This window comes from Imperialibacter sp. (assembly GCF_040222385.1).
Taxonomy (GTDB): Bacteria; Bacteroidota; Bacteroidia; order Cytophagales; family Cyclobacteriaceae; genus Imperialibacter.
On the sequence record NZ_JAVKDF010000010.1, the window covers coordinates 263360 to 279648 of the forward strand.

The following is a 16289-nucleotide window of genomic DNA, read 5'->3' on the forward strand; positions in this document are numbered from 1 at the left end:
TTTGGTGTCTCTCGAAGAGGACGCTGAAAGGGTTTATCGATAAACTCCCTTAGAGTTCCTGGAGGACGCCCCAAGGGGAGTAAATCACACGTGGAGAATTACAGGTATTTCCGCAAATACTTCTTAAAATACTCAGCGCTGTCAGTGATGCTCTGCATGGAGTTGGTGGCAAAGTTGCCGCCCTGCTCCAGGTAGTAATACTCCAGTGCATCGGTGTCGATGGTCGACAGCATTTTGATGTAGTCGATGGAGCCGTTGCCCAGCTCGGAGTAGTCCTGGGTCACTTTGTCCATGTCTTTGATATGCCACATCACGTAGCGGCCCGGGTTGGCAGCAATAAGCTCAGCGGGAGTTGAGTTGGAAGAACGCACTACCCAATACATGTCCATTTGTAATTTAACGAGGGTGGGATCGGTTTCACCAAGGATGATGTCGTAACCGGTGGTTCCGTTGTGAGCCACAAATTCGAAGTCATGGTTGTGGTAGGCAAAGCCCAGCCCGGCGGATTGCGCCCGCTCGCCCATTTGGTTAAGCTTGTCGGCCAGTATTTTGAAGTTGTCGGGTGTGCGATAGTCGGGTGCCAGCCAGGGCCAGGTAATGTATTTGGCGTCGATGGCTTTGGCGCCTTTTATACACTGGTCGAGGTAGCTGAGCAGCTTGTCCATGGGCTGGTTGAAATACGAAGAAAAATCGTAGTGGCCGCTGGTAGCGGTGAGCTGCAGGTCATCCAGCAGCTTCTTGAAGTCGGCGGCCTTCATGCCGTAGTAGGTGCTTTTGACGCCGTCGTAGCCGAAGATTTCAGTATCCTGATAGCCGAGGGATTTCACCTGCTTTAGGGTGCTGACAGGGTCTTTGGCCATGGCATCTCTGATGGTGAAGAGCTGCAAGCCCATTTTGTATTTAGGCTTCTTAGCTTTCGAAAAGCCAGCAAGTGGCACCAGCGTTGCTGCCGACAGCGCACCGGCAGATTTAACAAATGTTCTTCGATTTATCTTCAATTATTGAGGGTGTTTGAGAGGCTCAATTTACCATTAATAGACGGAATCTTGAGATGTCATTTGTAACAAACTGGTGTGGTGATGGGGTGGATGATGCTTTGGTGTGAGGGGCTGGCACCCATCGCATGGATATGACGTACAGGGCTTAAAAGTGGCCAAGCGCTGCAGCATCACCAGTCCCGTTAGGGAAGATATGGCGGTACGGCCATCCCGATAGTTCGGGAGGGTAAAGTAGAGTGATGCCGGAGGGACGGGATATGGAACAATGGCAGCCGTTAGACCGAAGTGGCCGATCAAAGGATCTCGTTTGAGCCATAGCGGAGACGGATGGGTGTGAAAATGCTAATAGCTTCGCCGCATATGGCCGATTTGTTATGACAAGCGTCAAGAGAGAAACCCACGGCGAGGTTGGGGGGAATAATTTTCGAATTTTTCATTTGGCAATAATCTCAAAACCCACAATCATATTTTCGAATTGACCTATTACCATCCCGTCTACGGCATTTGAGAAAGCGAAGACTGGTCCAAAGGTATTCCCCCCATCAGCTTCTGGATGAGCCGAACCCCGCCTATGTAATCCCTTAACTTCGAACATACTCGGATCATTCCAATACGCATTTTCTAGTTGGCCAGTACGGGCATTTAACGCACATATAATCGGAATCGCCTCGAAACTATCAATGTAAGTTATGATAATGTCACCACAGTTTACTAAATGCTCTTCAGACAACGTTTCATCAAGGACAGGTTCCATAAGTTTAACGCCGGTATTGCCATTAATTAGTGCTAAAGCTCCATCGTTTACCAAAAGATTTTTTCCTGAAGCATCAAAACTAGCAGCGAAACTATTTCGAACTGCACTCCACTTCACATCGTTTTGTAAGTCATCTATTGCAATCACTCCTTTTTGACGGATAAAAGCATAAATGAAACTTCCAATCTTAAAAGGGATGCTTGACAGCCTGCCAACATCTAGCTTTTCGACGCTGTCGGCATTGGCAAAATAGACGGCTTCTCTGTCACCAAAAAATACGTAGTCATTCGTTATCAGCACATTGCCAAGTATTGGGCTTGGAGACTTGTGTGTAAGCATCTTCTGCCCAGTAATTACGTCAAATAGTTCTAATGTATTTTTGTTAATAACCGGGAGCAAACCTTCATTTGCTAGCATAGGAGCTTGAACAAATGGCATTGGGGTGTCTTGCGAGTAACGCTGCACTAGCCTTCCCGCCTTTATATTTATTATTTGGGTGTTGTGACGAGTAGAGAGGTATAACAAACTATCACCAACCCTTCTAAAGACCTCATCGCCATCAGTCTCATAATATATCTTCTGCCCAGTTTGCAAATCAAACCCATGTGTGCTTGCCGCTCCGGGAATGACAACGCCGTTTCTCAATAACGGGCGGCCCTGAGGCAGATCTGTGCTCCCATCTAGGGTTTCAATCAGTCCAATCCAACGCACCTTTAGGACGTCCTCCATTTTTCCGTAGCTAGCTCTCTCAAAAGCAGCGGTTGGACTATCAACTTGGCCTGTTGCAACTTGATATTCGTCAGTGTCCATACCCTTCGCTCTATCGTCAGTGTTAGCCGATTTAGTATTGCATGCCATCAGAGCAAGTATGGTTGCACAAGCAATTACCTTTTTCATAGTTTATTGTTCATTAAACATTTTCTCAAATTCCGCAGGGTAATGAGTTTTAAAAAAGTCTTTATAAAACTCTAAGTCTACTTCGTGCAATCTTATTAATGCTTTTTGCTTAAAATTATCTATTACCTCCAAATGCATGAAGTCATGATTAGTATTGTAGAAACCACCCCAGTATGTGTAGTCGATGGCAAACCAATCCTTTACAAAATCGCTTCGCAGATTAAAGAATCCATTTTCCATTATATACTTTCCTTGCTGAACATCGGACGCTTCTACAATACCTTTGATTCCGTCCAAATATTTTTTATAAGTATCAAAGCTATTGCTCAACGAAGAAAACTTTAGATAAACTTCAGAAATATGATCATCCAAATCGGCAATACCAACCCCTGCCTCAAAAGTCAATGGCTGCTTCTGATCTTCAGATAGTTGATCTATATACTTCAAAAAGTCATCCAAAAACTGTTGAATATCATTTAAATTTAGATACTCCTTAACCCCGGCTATATCTAATCTTAGCGCCTCTATTTCTGAGCTTGCAAACTGCAAATACTTTCGGCTTGCCTCCAACCTGTCTGAAACAAAATATCTCCTTAACATACCATCTTCATATTCCTTAACAATACCCTTCAACGCATCTAGTTGAGACTCTATTTTAACCAAACTCTCCTCAGCGTCATCGCATATTTTTAAAACTTCCACTTTAAGGCCTTCTGTTCTTTTTAAGTCGTCTACCTGAGCCTGAACTAGTCCAATATCTTTAGTAGGTGTGCGCTCAGAGATGTCTTCCAAAAAGTAAGCTGGATCATCCTCATTATCCGGTGCTCTTGCTTCAAATGCCTCGATTGACGCAGCTGATGAAAGTAGGTACTCCCAACTAACTGGTGTCGGCGAATCGAGTTTCAGCCTTTCAGCGAAAACATTGTGTGCTTGTTTAAGTTCATCTACAAAGTCGAAACTACGATCTCCACGTCGACCATAAAAACTAGGCACACCAGTCACAAATTCAATAAAATGATAAATGGACGAGCTGGTTATCATGGGGTTTTTGCTCGAGTTAATATCAAGAGCAAATCCTATAGCATGATTACTGACACCATTTCCAAGTGAAGTCATTCTTAACTTACTATCAAAAGAAACGCCTTTAAGATAATTCGAGTATTCTAGTCGCTTTGATGCTGATAGACTCTGCTCGAATAATTTAAGAACATAGCCAAAACGAATGTTGAGGATAAATGGGCCTTGATCTAAGAATTTTACAGGCACCAAGTTTGCATTTAAGTAGTCTAAAGGGTGTTCGTCAGATATTTTTTCGACCGATTTTTCATACCCCTCTTTCAAGTTCTTAAATGTTTCAAAGCTCCAATACTTCGCCTCAACGTCAATGTCTTTGTACTTAAAATCTTTCCATTTGTCTGAGTCTATATCTACCCTTGCCTTGGTTGTAGCTTCAAACTGTTTGGAAAACTCTTTGTCCTCAGAGCCAATAATTCTCACAATAAACTCACCATCGTCAAATCGAATATATTTACCTTTGTTGCTGCCTTGGTTCATCTTTCCATCCCACTCTACAGTGGCGTCAATTTTGATCTCAATACCTTCAATAGCATCATAAACGAGCGTTTTGTCAGGTATAAGTATCTGTAGTTTCGCATACTGTAGTGGGTATTTCTCGGTAGATTCAATTGAATAGTGTATCTCTAATTTGTCGTCTCCTATCCCTGGTGTGAACATATCATCCTCAATCGGTTCAATCGTAACTAACTCAGGGCGCTCCTCTTGTGTATCTTCGATAATGAATGGGCAAACCATTTCCAAAAGCTTTGTTTTCACTCCATCGGACAGCTCTGGATAAAACGGCGGCACCTTTTCTAAAAATGTAAGTCCTATCACTTTCAACAATTCTGAATTATTCTCATCGGCGGCTAATTGCTTCAAGAAATCATCCACAGATTCGGTCAGTTTTTGAATATTCTCTAAAATAGTTTCGGCGCCTGCTTCCCTATCCACAAAGCAAGCATTAAGCTTCTCCCAGGGCCTTTCAACATTTTCTTGAACCGCCTTTTGCCATTCTTCTATATTTCCTCTCGCACTCGCTAATGCTTCTTTAATAATTATTTTCTGTATACCCTCTAATGATGCGTCCGCTGCCATAGCATCCTTTTCCTCTTGAGAACTGCCCTCCACCCGCTGCAGCGCCGCTATCAGCGCACTCACTACTGTTTCTTTGGCTTCGTTGGGGGTGGCGAAGGTGGTGTTGCCCAGCTGCTGCTGACTGGTGGAGGCGGCAATGGAATCTACCTCGGCCTGACTGATGCTGAGCAGCTCATAGACCGTCGACGTTTTGCCTGCCAGCTCTAGCGTGGTCGTATAGCCAGTTGGGGGCCCGTCGGTAGCTATAGGTGTAAAAATGATTTTGGCGGCCAGCAGGTTATCGTTATCGGCCTTGTTGATTTTATTGAGGCGCTGCTGGCGAAAGATCCTGGGCCAGAACTCATCGCTGTCGATATAGCCGATGGTAAGCACCTGGATATTGTTGCGCTGCATAAAGCCGTCGGTGAAACTGGTGAGGCGCTCGTCTTTGGCAATGCGGCCCAGGGCCAGGGAGTGGGTGAGCCGGGGCAGGTCAAAAAGGCCCTTCATGATGTTGCGGGCTTCAGCCTCTGAAATGGTGATATTGTCAAGGGTGTCACCCTCTTGCGGAGGAACGGAAGGCTGCTGGGCATAGCTTTGAGGTACAATTGCCAGCAGAAGCATCCACAAAATCAGGCAGAATACGGGACTATCTACCTTCGATATCATGCCAGCGGAGATGAAATTAATAGATAGTATCCCGCTATTTTAAAAAATGATTTATATAAAACCCCTTGTAAAACTGACTCCATCTGGCTAAAAATAGGCAATAGGCTGAAATACTCTAATGAGATATTAAAATACGTACTTATTTTTTATTTGCAAATAGGGGTTGTTTTTTGAGGAAGAAAGTAGCGATAAAAACGGCCAGTAGTGTTTGGAACAATGAGTTTTACTTTGGTACGAGGGGCTGTCACACGGGACAACACACAATTTCAGTTACAGGCGTCCAAATCATCGGCTCTGCATAATTATACTTTTTTACGCTTTTTGCCAACTTATTCTTACCCAACAATAATTCTTTGCCACATCAGCAGAATTAGCTTTGAAAATATCTTCTCTACCCCTATTTTTTGACTCAAAATTTAAATCCAACCTTCGCCATGATTCAAAACACCGTCACACTGTCGAGTGAGTTTAAAAGCCAGGCTACCAGGGCGATCTTGTCTATCATCTTGTTCATTTTCACCTATGTGGTATTGGTCATCCTGGCTCTGGGGCTGACTGCCCTTTGTGTGTATGGCGGCATCATGCTCATTATCACCTACCCGAGGCTCATTACAATTCTTCTTGGTGCGGGCCTCGCCAGTCTCGGGATTCTGGTACTGATTTTCATGGTCAAATTCGTCACCAAGTCCCACAAGGCAGACAGGTCACATTTGACAGAAATCACCAAATCTGACGAGCCAGAGCTTTTCAACATGATCCAGCAAATTGTTGATCAGGTGGGTACCAGCTTTCCCAAAAGGGTGTATCTCTCCGGAGAGGTGAATGCATCGGTGTTTTACGATTCTAGTTTCTGGAGTATGTTTTTTCCAGTGAAGAAGAACCTCCAGATCGGCCTGGCACTGATAAATACATTGACACTTGATGAACTTCGGGGGGTGCTGGCCCATGAGTTTGGCCACTTCTCTCAACGGACAATGAAGGTTGGCAGCTATGCGTACAATGTCAATCAGGTGATTTATAATATGCTTTACGATAACGAGTCCTATGACGGTCTCATCCAAAGCTGGGCCAGCGTCAGCGGTTACTTTGTTCCTTTTGTACAGGGAGCACTGAAAATCATCATGGGTATTCAGTGGGTATTGAGTAAGATCTACGGGGTGGTGAACATTAGCTACATGGGTTTGTCACGGCAAATGGAGTTTCATGCCGATGAAATAGCTGCCCATGTTACAGGCTATGCTCCGCTGCGAAATGCCCTGCTGCGACTCGAACTTGCTGATTACTCTTACAACACGGTGCTTAACTATTACGGGGATAAAGTAGGCGACAAAATTACTAGCGAAAATTTGTACAAGGAGCAGGCGTATGTGATGCAATTTACGGCCAGCGAAACACAGGCACCAATCGTCAACGGGTTTCCGCAGGTGACACTCGATGAGCAAAAGAAGTTTAATAAGTCGAGGCTGGTTATCAAAGACCAGTGGGCGTCGCATCCAAGTACAGAGGAGCGGGTAGAAAGGCTTGAAAAAACCAATATTGAGGTGCAAACAGGGCCTCCCCGGCCGGCCATCACCATTCTGAAAGACCCGGAGGCTACTCAAAAGCGGCTGACCGAAAAGCTGTTCAGTGTTGTGCAATATGCAGGGCCCACGGTACACCAGCCCTTCGATGTTTTTATGGATAGCTTTCAAGCCGAGCAGGTCAAAAACTCTTTCGACAAACGCTTCAATGGATACTACGACCGAAAAAACCCTATCAAGTTTGATCTGAATAAAGCGAAGAAAGAAGCGAGCGTTGATGTAAGTGCGTTGTTTGCAGATGAAAAGCTTGACATGGTGTTCACTTCCAATGCGTTGCAAAACGATATTGAAACGATCACTCAAATAGCCACAGGAGCTTATCCAATGAAAACCTTTGATTACGACGGCAAGAAGTACAAGAAAGCTGACGGATTTGCTTTGGTGAAAGAGCTAAAACTAGAACAAGAGCAAGTAGATGAGGCAATTAAGCAAAACGACATGGAGATTTACACTTTCTTCCGGCAGCGGGAAAGCGCAGCTGGCAGCGACAGAAAGCTGGCCGGACTCTACTCCGACATTTTCGCTTATGACGAAGCAGGCGACGAAAGGGTCAAATTGTATAGCGAGCTGATCAACGCCACACAGTTTGTGAGCACTACCACCCCGTTTGACGTCATCGACATGAATTTTAAGGCGGTGAAAAAGCTTGAGGACAAAATGAAAGCATACCTCGGGGAGTTTTTGAACGATCCCCAGTATACCAATGAGATATCCACTGAAATGAGGGAGACCCTGGAGGCCTATGTGGAGAAGGACCTGATCTATTTCCTTAACGAGCAGTACCTGGATAGCAATTTGCAAAAGCTATTCCAGGCCGCCAATTATTTTTACTACCTGGTTTCGAGGGCTTACTTTCTTAGAAAAAAGGCACTGGTGGACTATCAGGCTGCGTTACTGGACAAGTAGCCAGCCGTCCGATTACTTATTGCCTGTGGGCATAATGGATCCGCAGCACCATCACCAGTCCTGTTAGGGACGACACGGCGGTAACGCCTAAAGCCGAGTAAGGTAGCAGAGCGAGTGCCGTAGGTACGGCACATAAAAAACATCGTTAGGTAAAGAGAAAAGGTAAGTTGCTAACAGCCACACCCTCCACGATCCCTTCACTTCGATCCGGCCGATGAAAGAGGTTACCCCGTGCTGGAGGGCAGAGAGTAACCTCTTTAATGCTTCACGTTGGGATTAAAGAGGTTACTACTTGCAGGAGCGCACAGAGTAACCTCTTTAATTGGGCACAAAAAAAATCCCGCACTCGCATGCGGGATTCTAGGTTGGGTTTTTACACCTCAGGCTGCGTATCATACATCGTCAGATTCGTTCGACAAAAGGGTACTTGATAGCTCAGTATACTTGGTATACTTCACCGTACCCATATTCTCTCTCATCTCTGCGCTTGGCAAGAAGCTGATCTTGTTGCGCTTGATGCTGTAGTTACCCACTTCATCAGGCGTGTCGTAGCCTTTGCTGCTGATGTTCACCCGAAAGCTTCCCAGCTGACCCAGGTTCACCGTGCGACCATTGCGCAGAAACTTGGGTACCAATTCGAGAAAGTTCTCGATCACTGCCATGGCATCGGCGGTAGTTACGGTGCTGCGAGACGATATCTCTTTCACCATTTCTCTCAGTGTAACTTCTCGCCCTCTTTTGATGCCAGCGTAGTACTTGATTTGTCCTCCTCCAGCCACTCCCGGCTGGGTACGACCTATTGCTTTATATAAGATAGACATGACTTTAAAATTTAAATGGTTAAACAAATGATTTAAAACTATGTCTCAGCTTGTGAAGGATGTGCCACTTTTACGCTCCCCGCTAAAGGAAACCCAAATGAGCATGTTCAAGAGGATGACTCCGATGACCTGGTCTTCTAAAGCATCCCGATACCCGGTGAGCCCATAGAAGGAAAGGCAAAATGCACTACTTCAAAAGATAAAACGGTAATTGATTTTGGAAAGCCGGCCGGCATTTCCCGGAGTGAAAAGTGGTTCGTTTGAGGCCTCAGCGGAAGTGATTCTTACTCCTTGTGTACGTTAAATTCTAATTCAATATTGATGCCAAAAATCAGTTTCACTGTGCCAAATATGAAATTTTTTTCTATTATTTTTTCAATTTGAAATTTTATTAGAAATCTGCACTAAAACCCCTCTTTTAAGCCAACCAAAACGGTACGCTCTCCGTTTAAACACGAGGCATTTTAGATCGAATAAACTAATGACAATCGTTTGCATTTGGCTATTCGAATGTTTACGATACACATCAACGCCTGTTCCGTTTCCACTACACTCAATTGGGCGAAACTTTTCTCTCTTCTATTGTACTTTTCCATGACGACCACAGGGATCATTGCCTTTCAATAATTTCATTTTTAACCCCATGTTTTCAAGCCTCCAGAGACAAGCGCTTATGCCACTATGGGTTAAGCGCTTGTGCCGGTACCTGATAAGCGCTTGTGTGGGTACCTGTTAAGCGCTTGTCTCACCCCCTCATAAGCGCTTAACACGAGACGAATAACAGCAAGACTTGACACGAATAAGCGCTATACATGAGGCGGATAAGGGCAATACACCCACCGTGGTTTGAAAAGTTCGATTCCAGGCAATAGAGGGGTATTTTTACAAAGGTGTGCAAAAGAGGCATTGGCCACCGACATTGCAAGGACCATGACTGACGTAGCCTCACTGGCACCAGCCTGACATAGGATTAAACCATTTTGTCCGGTTGAAGAGGCGGTCGCCTCTCTGCATCGAATTAAATGAGACAGGAAATGACAATTATGACGATTTTTATATATTACTGCTTCTTAATAATTGTGCAACCTATTTACCCGGGCCATGAACCCATTATCCAGAAGTAAAAATCGGTCTTTCGTTCTATTTGTCTGTTTGATGGTGCTTGGCTTCGCCGCCCGAAGCCAGGCTCTCCGAGGCGACACCCTGGGTATTGTGAACAAGCCCTTTACGTTCTACCTCACTTACAGGGCCGAGCCATTCACCGACCTGTCGTATATGCATTTCAAATTCAGAGACCTCAGCGACGGGCAGCTCATGAACAGCTACTACAAATACCAAAAGGCCTATAAGGCTATTCGAATGACGAACATCGCAGCAGGTGCTCAGCTAGCCTTTGCAGGCATGGGGTTCCTTATCAACGGTAATAGGCTGCACTTTAAGGAAGCGGGACTGTACACAATATTAGGCACAGGCCTCCTCACCACCGGCATTTCTATATGGCTCGACAAAAGATCGATGAAACATGCCGGCAAAGTGGTAGGGCGGTATAATATTTTGGTGAGGTAGGGGGGGTATTGAGTAATCTACCCCACAACACCTCCACACATTCACAGCCTGTTTTGTCCAAAGAAACTTTTTTCATTGCTCCGGACTAAGTTTCACCTCTATCTCCTTTAATTCCATGGCAGCTATATCTAGTGCGGCGGCATTTGTTCCCGAAAAATGTACAGTATCAATGCTCATACTTGCATATATGTAGTACTGGCCTGGGGCATGACCAATGAAAGCCGCTTTTCCAAATCTGTTGGTTATAGCTGAATCAACAAACCCTCCCCTGTCTTTGTATTTCAGAAGTTCGGGGTCAGAATAAAGGAAAGCTTTTGCTCCAGGCACTGGCATATCATTGCCATTCACAACTTTACCGACAATTACCGTTTGATTGGATGGGGATAACTCCACCGATTGAAAAACGGAAACTACGTCTTTACTTATCGAAATGTTTTCAAGAGTAGCTTCGTAATTGATTCCTGACACGGAATCAACACATTCCAACTCGATTTTATAAGTACCAAACGGGAGTGGTCCAAATTCGAATTTGGCACCTGTCACAATTCTACTGACTTCTCTGGGAATAGCTTTCAATTCGCTATCCATGTTGGATATTTCAATAGTGATTTCCTCAAAGTTACGTATCTCCGAGCCGGTGAGTGCGTCAACATACCAGGCATCTCCCGAGATTACGCCAGATTGAGATACATTTTCATTGGTAAGCTCCTCATCCTTTGTGCACGAGGACAACAGGCTCACGCCCAACATCAGAATAATTAGTTGATTTTTCATTTTGTAAGCAGAGAGTTAATGGCCAATGGAATAATATTAAAGCCGAGGTTCACGCTGAAATAAAATCCTGCCTGCGTCACCGAAGTCATTGCAGCAGATGTGTCTAACGACACCGGGTCAAGCTTAGCACGGTCAACCTTGCTCACAGTGGCAATCTTAGCGCCGAAAGCCACGTTAATATTCCGCCAAGGCTCAACTCCCAGGCCCAGATACACATCATCCAACACGTTTTTTCGCAGGTAATCGAGCCCAATATCAAAATGTAGCGTGTTGATTGTTTGCTTATCGCAAACCGCAATATCCTGAGGTTTTATTAGGTAAGTGGACAGGGTGAGCAAAGGCCTTACCCGAAAGCTCACCTCCCTGGATTCCTGAAGCCTGTCGACAACAGTATTGGGCACTGGTACCCGCTGGTAGTTATAGCTCACGCTCTGAGAGCCAGCCAGACCTGTGTTAATAGAAAACCGATAAAGCCGGTGGACAGTAGGTAGCGTATCAGTTGTCACCACCTTATCAGAATATTTGAGCGTATACGATTCCTTTCCCAATTCGCCCGCCGCAACCTTTTGTTCAAAGCTATCAACTTCCAGCTGCAGAGCTTTGAGCTCTATCACAGGTCTTTTAAGCGCTTCAAACGGCACCGGATACTTCAGCAGGTAGTCGATATAATTCGGCGTACCGTTTTTCTTAAGTAGTTCATCAATTGTTTTTCCGAGTGCTTTCTTAAAGGGTAGCTCACTTGCCATTCTTGCCAGGTAGTTTACCTTGGCTTCGGCATTTTTCTTTTTTTCTGCAAACTTCAAAATTCTCCCTTCCAGCTGTCCCAGTTTATCTTTTAGTACCCGATATGTCTCAGTGGTATCATTTGTGTTTGTCAAATGCTGCTCCAGGTCTTCTTTCTGCTTTTCTAGTGCCTCAATCGAATCTGAGTTGCTTTTTATTTCTTCCTTCAGGTAATCAGCTTTCATATTCATCCACTCTGGTGTATACTCCTTTATCTCAACTTTCCCTATATCGGATGGTTGCTGGAACCCTCCTTTCTGGCCGCTACCATCGTCCTGCCTCTTCGGAAGAGCACTTGCATCAGGAAACCCTTCAAACATACCTGTGTCGATCGATTCCAGTGCCTTTATGTTACTAGCACCTTCTATGTCTGTGCCTTTTGTCATGTGGCCCGAAAGAGACATAAAGAATGGATTGTCTGCCAAAAAGGATGTCTTCAGGTTGATTGTATGCAGATACAATTCCGAGGCAGTAGTGAGTTGAGGCAGATCTGGCGTAAGCCTGGCGACTATATACTCCTCCTTGCCCGAGTTAAATATTTTCTTCGCCAGAATATCGTAAACCACTTCTGAGGTATTTTCATTTTTAATCACCAACACCCCCTGGTGCAATATTTTAAACAAGGGGGCCGTCAAATGCTTATAGTCCTCCTTTAATTGCGAAGTCAACATTTGTTGCAGTTGAGCAGCAAAGGAGTCTCTATCTTTCCGTTTATCCTTTATCAACTTGTCGAGTTGTTCGGTAACTAATTCCATTGATATCCTCAAGTCTTCCGACTCTTTGGTAAGCCGAAGTATTTCCAGCGTTACTTTGTCGAGTGCATCGGCGGTACAGCATTCTTTATCCTGGCTCGCCACCTTCTCCATTTGCTGCGTTCTTATGGCAAGCTGCTTGTCGACAAGGAGCTTCTGGTTTTGCATGGCTTGGTAAGTTGCGTCCCTATAAACCTCCTCCTTCTTTATTCTTTCAAACTCTGCCAGGGCAGTTTCGGATGCAATTAAACCCGCCTTCAACACATCAAAGGTGGCGATATGTTCATCGGTGACCTCTTCAAAAATGGAATTTGCTTTGATAAAACGAAGGTACTCATACGTGAGCCTGTTCAGTGAGCGAACCCCTTTCAAACCACCATCAAGCAGTGCTCTTCCAGTATCATTTACCTTCACCAGCTGGTAGCTTAATAGAGAGTTGTCCTCTATTGGCCGGTTCGGAGAGACCGTAATCGTTAGGTATCCTTGAGGGTCAAACTGTGTGATCTGAACCGGAGGCTCGTTGTCAAGCGTGTTGTTGGCCTGGTACAAATAATCATTTCTCCACTGGTAAATAAGAAAATAGCTTAGGCTATCCCTAGGCGACACGTTCTCGATCATAAATGAGTAATTAAAATTATGCTCATCGTCCCTGTCGAATCCGTAGTTCTTGACAATCCTTCCGTCGTTGTCAAACACGATCAAATGCTGCTGAGCGAAAGTTGCGGTAGAAGCCACCGTCAGACTAAATATTATCAAGGCTAAGGTTTTCATATTCATTTGTAGATAAGTCTGGCACCTAAAATGTCGTTTTTGGTAAACCGAAGCCGGTAGTTGCCTGCGTCCCCGCATAGGTAATGCATGACAGAGAGTGAATCGTAGTCTGTGAGTGGTTCAAAAGGGCCAGACTCTGCGGGACAGTCGAGGGGCGCTCCATCCCTAATGTGCTCATGTCTGAAGCCTAGAATGTGACCGATTTCGTGTCTGAAGATACCGGTTTGGTCCACACTGGTTGTGTAATATGAAGGGTCAACTTTCACTTTCCATCGATACTTCTGATCACTGGGAAAGAACGCCGAAGCAATAAAACTACCCCCTGAATTAAAATACCTGACGACAAATGTCACTTTTCTGGAGGTTTGCGAAGGTTTGAGCTTGGAATCCAAATCACTTTTGTGAGTGAACTTCACTTTCTTGTTTAGAATGTCGGACCATTCCATGGCTGCCTTACCAAAATTGGCCACGACTTCTTCATATAACTTTGTAGTGGGGAAAGATGACTCTACAACTGCGTAGGTTAATCGATCCGCATGGGGCATTAGGTTAAATCGCCCAGACGGAAGCACATCCATAATAAGCTTGTTGTACTGGGTGGTATCATTATAGTAAGCATAGTAGTAGTTCTCCAACTCATCTATATCGTACATCAGATCACTTTGCACTACATAAAACACCTCTTCTTCGAAATGAACCGTGTCATATTTAGACAAAAAGGAATCAAACCCCGCTGATCTATTGAATTGAATAGCGTTTCGTTTTTTAACGAGGTTAGTGGTGTCTGTAAAGCCACTCTTTTCTATCTGTTTTGAGGAGGGCGAGTAAATCAAGTCTTGGATGTTCTGCCCGAACAAAAAGTTGGCCGACGAGACCATAAAAAACAACATGAAGAGTGGACTGAGCAGTAGTTGAGGTTTCATAGCGTTTATTTTTCTATAAAGCTCAGTTGTTAGCACATCATTGTAAATACTTAAAAGTCAGTATATTTAAGCTTAACAATTACCTAAAATAGGTGCTTTTTGATATCTCTTAGAGATAGCCGACGCTAGCGGACTATATTTTCCCATAAAAGTTGATGTATACAAACAGCATCACTAGCTACCTTTCCTTTTTGGGTCGACTTTGCGTTTGCCTATTCTCAAACAAGGCTGACACTGAAAACTGCCACTCATTGACCTCCTTTAATCCATTTTTCCACGTAAATTAGCCTCCTTAACCAAACCCATCTCACCCCACCCCATGGCGAAAAAGGCGAAAGAGGAAAAAGAAGAACCATTGGAGAAAAAGCTCTGGAAGGCGGCCGATAAGCTCCGCAAGAATATGGACGCCGCCGAGTACAAGCATGTGGCGCTGGGGCTCATCTTTTTGAAGTATATCTCCGATGCCTTTGAGGAGCTGCACGCCAAGCTAAGGGAAGGAAAGGGCGAATTTGAAGGGGCCGACCCCGAAGACAAAAACGAGTACCTGGCCGAAAAGGTCTTCTACGTGCCACCCTCCGCCCGCTGGAGCCATGTGCAGGCCCGGGCCACACAGCCCACCATTGGCAAAGACATAGACGACGCCATGGATGCCATCGAAAAAGACAATGCCTCGCTGCGGGGTGTGCTCCCCAAGGTGTTTGCCCAGGAAAAGCTGGACAAAACCAGCCTCGGCGGACTAGTGAACCTGATTGGCTCCGCCACGCTGGGCACCAAAGAAGCCAGAGGCAAAGACCTGCTGGGCAAGGTGTTTGAGTACTTCCTCGGTGAGTTTGCCCTGGCAGAAGGCAAAAAGGGCGGACAGTTTTACACCCCGGGCAGCGTGGTAAAACTGCTGGTGGAAATGCTGGAGCCTTACGAAGGCCGGGTGTTTGACCCCTGCTGTGGCAGCGGCGGCATGTTCGTGCAAAGCGAAAAGTTTATCACCGCCCACCAGGACCACTACAAAAAGAACAACGGCAGCAAGCTGGCCATTGACCCCAAAGACCGCATTTCCATTTACGGACAGGAAAGCAACCAAACCACCTGGCGGCTGGCCCGCATGAACCTGGCCATCAGGGGCATTGATGCCACCAACGTGAAGTGGAACAATGAGGGCTCGTTTCTGAACGACGCCCACAAAGACCTGAAGGCCGACTACATCATCGCCAACCCTCCGTTTAACGACAGCGACTGGAGTGGGGAGCTGCTGCGTGACGATGCCCGCTGGCGGGTGCTGGGCGAAAAGCTGGTGCCGCCTGTGGGCAATGCCAACTATGCCTGGATCCTGCACTTCCTCTTCCACCTGGCACCGACCGGGCAGGCTGGCTTTGTGCTCTCCAAAGGCTCGCTCACCACCAACACTACCGGCGAAGGCGATATCCGCAAAGCGCTGATTGAAAACGGACTGGTGGACTGTGTGGTGAACCTACCCACCAAGCTGTTCCTCAACACACAGATACCGGCCTGCCTGTGGTTCCTCTCCCGCAACAAAACCAACGGCGGCTTCCGCAAGCGGGACAATGAGATTCTGTTTATCGATGCCAGAAACATGGGCGTGCTGATCAATAGAAAGAACAGGGAGCTGACAGACAGAGAGTACTTTTTGGAAAAAGAAGGCATCGACAAAACCGGCGATATTGAATTGATAGCCAGCACCTACCACAACTGGAGAAGCCTGGAGGGCGACTATGCCGATGTGCCTGGCTTCTGCAAAGCAGCCACGCTCGACGAAGTGCGGCAGCTCAACTACGTGCTCACGCCCGGCCGCTATGTGGGCCTGGCCGACGAGGAAGACGATTTCAACTTTGAAGGACGCTTCACAACCCTGAAAGCGGAACTGGAAAAGCAAATGAGCGAAGAAGCGGAGCTGAATGAGAAAATCAGGCAAAACCTGGCGAAAATCATGTTGCCGAAGAAATAACC

Annotated in this window: 10 protein-coding genes; 3 read left to right on the plus strand and 7 right to left on the minus strand. The window is 45.7% G+C overall.

Annotated features, from left to right (window positions below; all coding sequences use genetic code 11):
- Nucleotides 1-98 precede the first annotated feature (98 nt).
- From RIG68_RS02510 to RIG68_RS02520, 3 genes are all read right to left on the minus strand, one after another.
- Nucleotides 99-998, minus strand: coding sequence for a TIM barrel protein (locus RIG68_RS02510; RefSeq protein WP_350118277.1), 900 nt, complete (start codon nt 996-998; stop codon nt 99-101).
- Between the two features lie 433 nt (nt 999-1431).
- On the minus strand, nt 1432-2649 hold the full coding sequence (locus RIG68_RS02515; protein ID WP_350118279.1) for a hypothetical protein: 1218 nt from the start codon (nt 2647-2649) through the stop codon (nt 1432-1434).
- A gap of 3 nt (nt 2650-2652) precedes the next feature.
- Nucleotides 2653-5196, minus strand: coding sequence for a hypothetical protein (locus tag RIG68_RS02520; protein WP_350118281.1), 2544 nt, complete (start codon nt 5194-5196; stop codon nt 2653-2655).
- A gap of 689 nt (nt 5197-5885) precedes the next feature.
- On the opposite strand from RIG68_RS02520, the gene RIG68_RS02525 reads away from it, so the two are divergent.
- On the plus strand, nt 5886-7937 hold the full coding sequence (locus RIG68_RS02525; protein ID WP_350118283.1) for a M48 family metalloprotease: 2052 nt from the start codon (nt 5886-5888) through the stop codon (nt 7935-7937).
- 392 nt (nt 7938-8329) lie between these two features.
- Here the strand turns inward: RIG68_RS02525 and RIG68_RS02530 are convergent, their stop codons facing one another.
- On the minus strand, nt 8330-8758 hold the full coding sequence (locus tag RIG68_RS02530) for an HU family DNA-binding protein (RefSeq protein WP_350118285.1): 429 nt from the start codon (nt 8756-8758) through the stop codon (nt 8330-8332).
- Between the two features lie 1101 nt (nt 8759-9859).
- Here RIG68_RS02530 and RIG68_RS02535 point away from each other — a divergent pair.
- Nucleotides 9860-10324 carry a hypothetical protein gene (locus RIG68_RS02535; RefSeq protein ID WP_350118287.1) on the plus strand — a complete coding sequence of 155 codons (465 nt, stop codon included), beginning with the start codon at nt 9860-9862 and terminating at the stop codon, nt 10322-10324.
- A gap of 72 nt (nt 10325-10396) precedes the next feature.
- Here the strand turns inward: RIG68_RS02535 and RIG68_RS02540 are convergent, their stop codons facing one another.
- The 3 genes from RIG68_RS02540 to RIG68_RS02550 are packed head-to-tail and all read right to left on the minus strand — an operon-like array spanning nt 10397 to nt 14327.
- Entirely contained in the window at nt 10397-11098 is a 702-nt protein-coding gene (locus RIG68_RS02540) for a carboxypeptidase-like regulatory domain-containing protein (protein WP_350118289.1), read from the minus strand.
- On the minus strand, nt 11095-13404 hold the full coding sequence (locus RIG68_RS02545; protein WP_350118291.1) for a ligand-binding sensor domain-containing protein: 2310 nt from the start codon (nt 13402-13404) through the stop codon (nt 11095-11097). The genes RIG68_RS02540 and RIG68_RS02545 overlap by 4 nt, the downstream gene beginning before the upstream one ends.
- Before the next feature lie 2 nt (nt 13405-13406).
- Complete coding sequence (locus RIG68_RS02550; protein ID WP_350118293.1) at nt 13407-14327, minus strand: matrixin family metalloprotease; 921 nt, start codon at nt 14325-14327, stop codon at nt 13407-13409.
- A gap of 319 nt (nt 14328-14646) precedes the next feature.
- On the opposite strand from RIG68_RS02550, the gene RIG68_RS02555 reads away from it, so the two are divergent.
- On the plus strand, nt 14647-16287 hold the full coding sequence (locus RIG68_RS02555; RefSeq protein WP_350118295.1) for a type I restriction-modification system subunit M: 1641 nt from the start codon (nt 14647-14649) through the stop codon (nt 16285-16287).
- The last annotated feature ends 2 nt before the right edge of the window (nt 16288-16289 follow it).

Excerpts from the sequence above, each read along its gene's own strand:
- RIG68_RS02520 (WP_350118281.1), bottom strand. The coding sequence starts at position 5,196 with ATGCAGCGCAACAATATCCAGGTGCTTACCATCGGCTATATCGACAGC.
- RIG68_RS02535 (WP_350118287.1), top strand. The coding sequence starts at position 9,860 with ATGAACCCATTATCCAGAAGTAAAAATCGGTCTTTCGTTCTATTTGTC.
- RIG68_RS02555 (WP_350118295.1), top strand. The coding sequence starts at position 14,647 with ATGGCGAAAAAGGCGAAAGAGGAAAAAGAAGAACCATTGGAGAAAAAG.
- RIG68_RS02545 (WP_350118291.1), bottom strand. The coding sequence starts at position 13,404 with ATGAAAACCTTAGCCTTGATAATATTTAGTCTGACGGTGGCTTCTACC.
- RIG68_RS02530 (WP_350118285.1), bottom strand. The coding sequence starts at position 8,758 with ATGTCTATCTTATATAAAGCAATAGGTCGTACCCAGCCGGGAGTGGCT.
- RIG68_RS02515 (WP_350118279.1), bottom strand. The coding sequence starts at position 2,649 with ATGAAAAAGGTAATTGCTTGTGCAACCATACTTGCTCTGATGGCATGC.
- RIG68_RS02550 (WP_350118293.1), bottom strand. The coding sequence starts at position 14,327 with ATGAAACCTCAACTACTGCTCAGTCCACTCTTCATGTTGTTTTTTATG.
- RIG68_RS02525 (WP_350118283.1), top strand. The coding sequence starts at position 5,886 with ATGATTCAAAACACCGTCACACTGTCGAGTGAGTTTAAAAGCCAGGCT.
- RIG68_RS02540 (WP_350118289.1), bottom strand. The coding sequence starts at position 11,098 with ATGAAAAATCAACTAATTATTCTGATGTTGGGCGTGAGCCTGTTGTCC.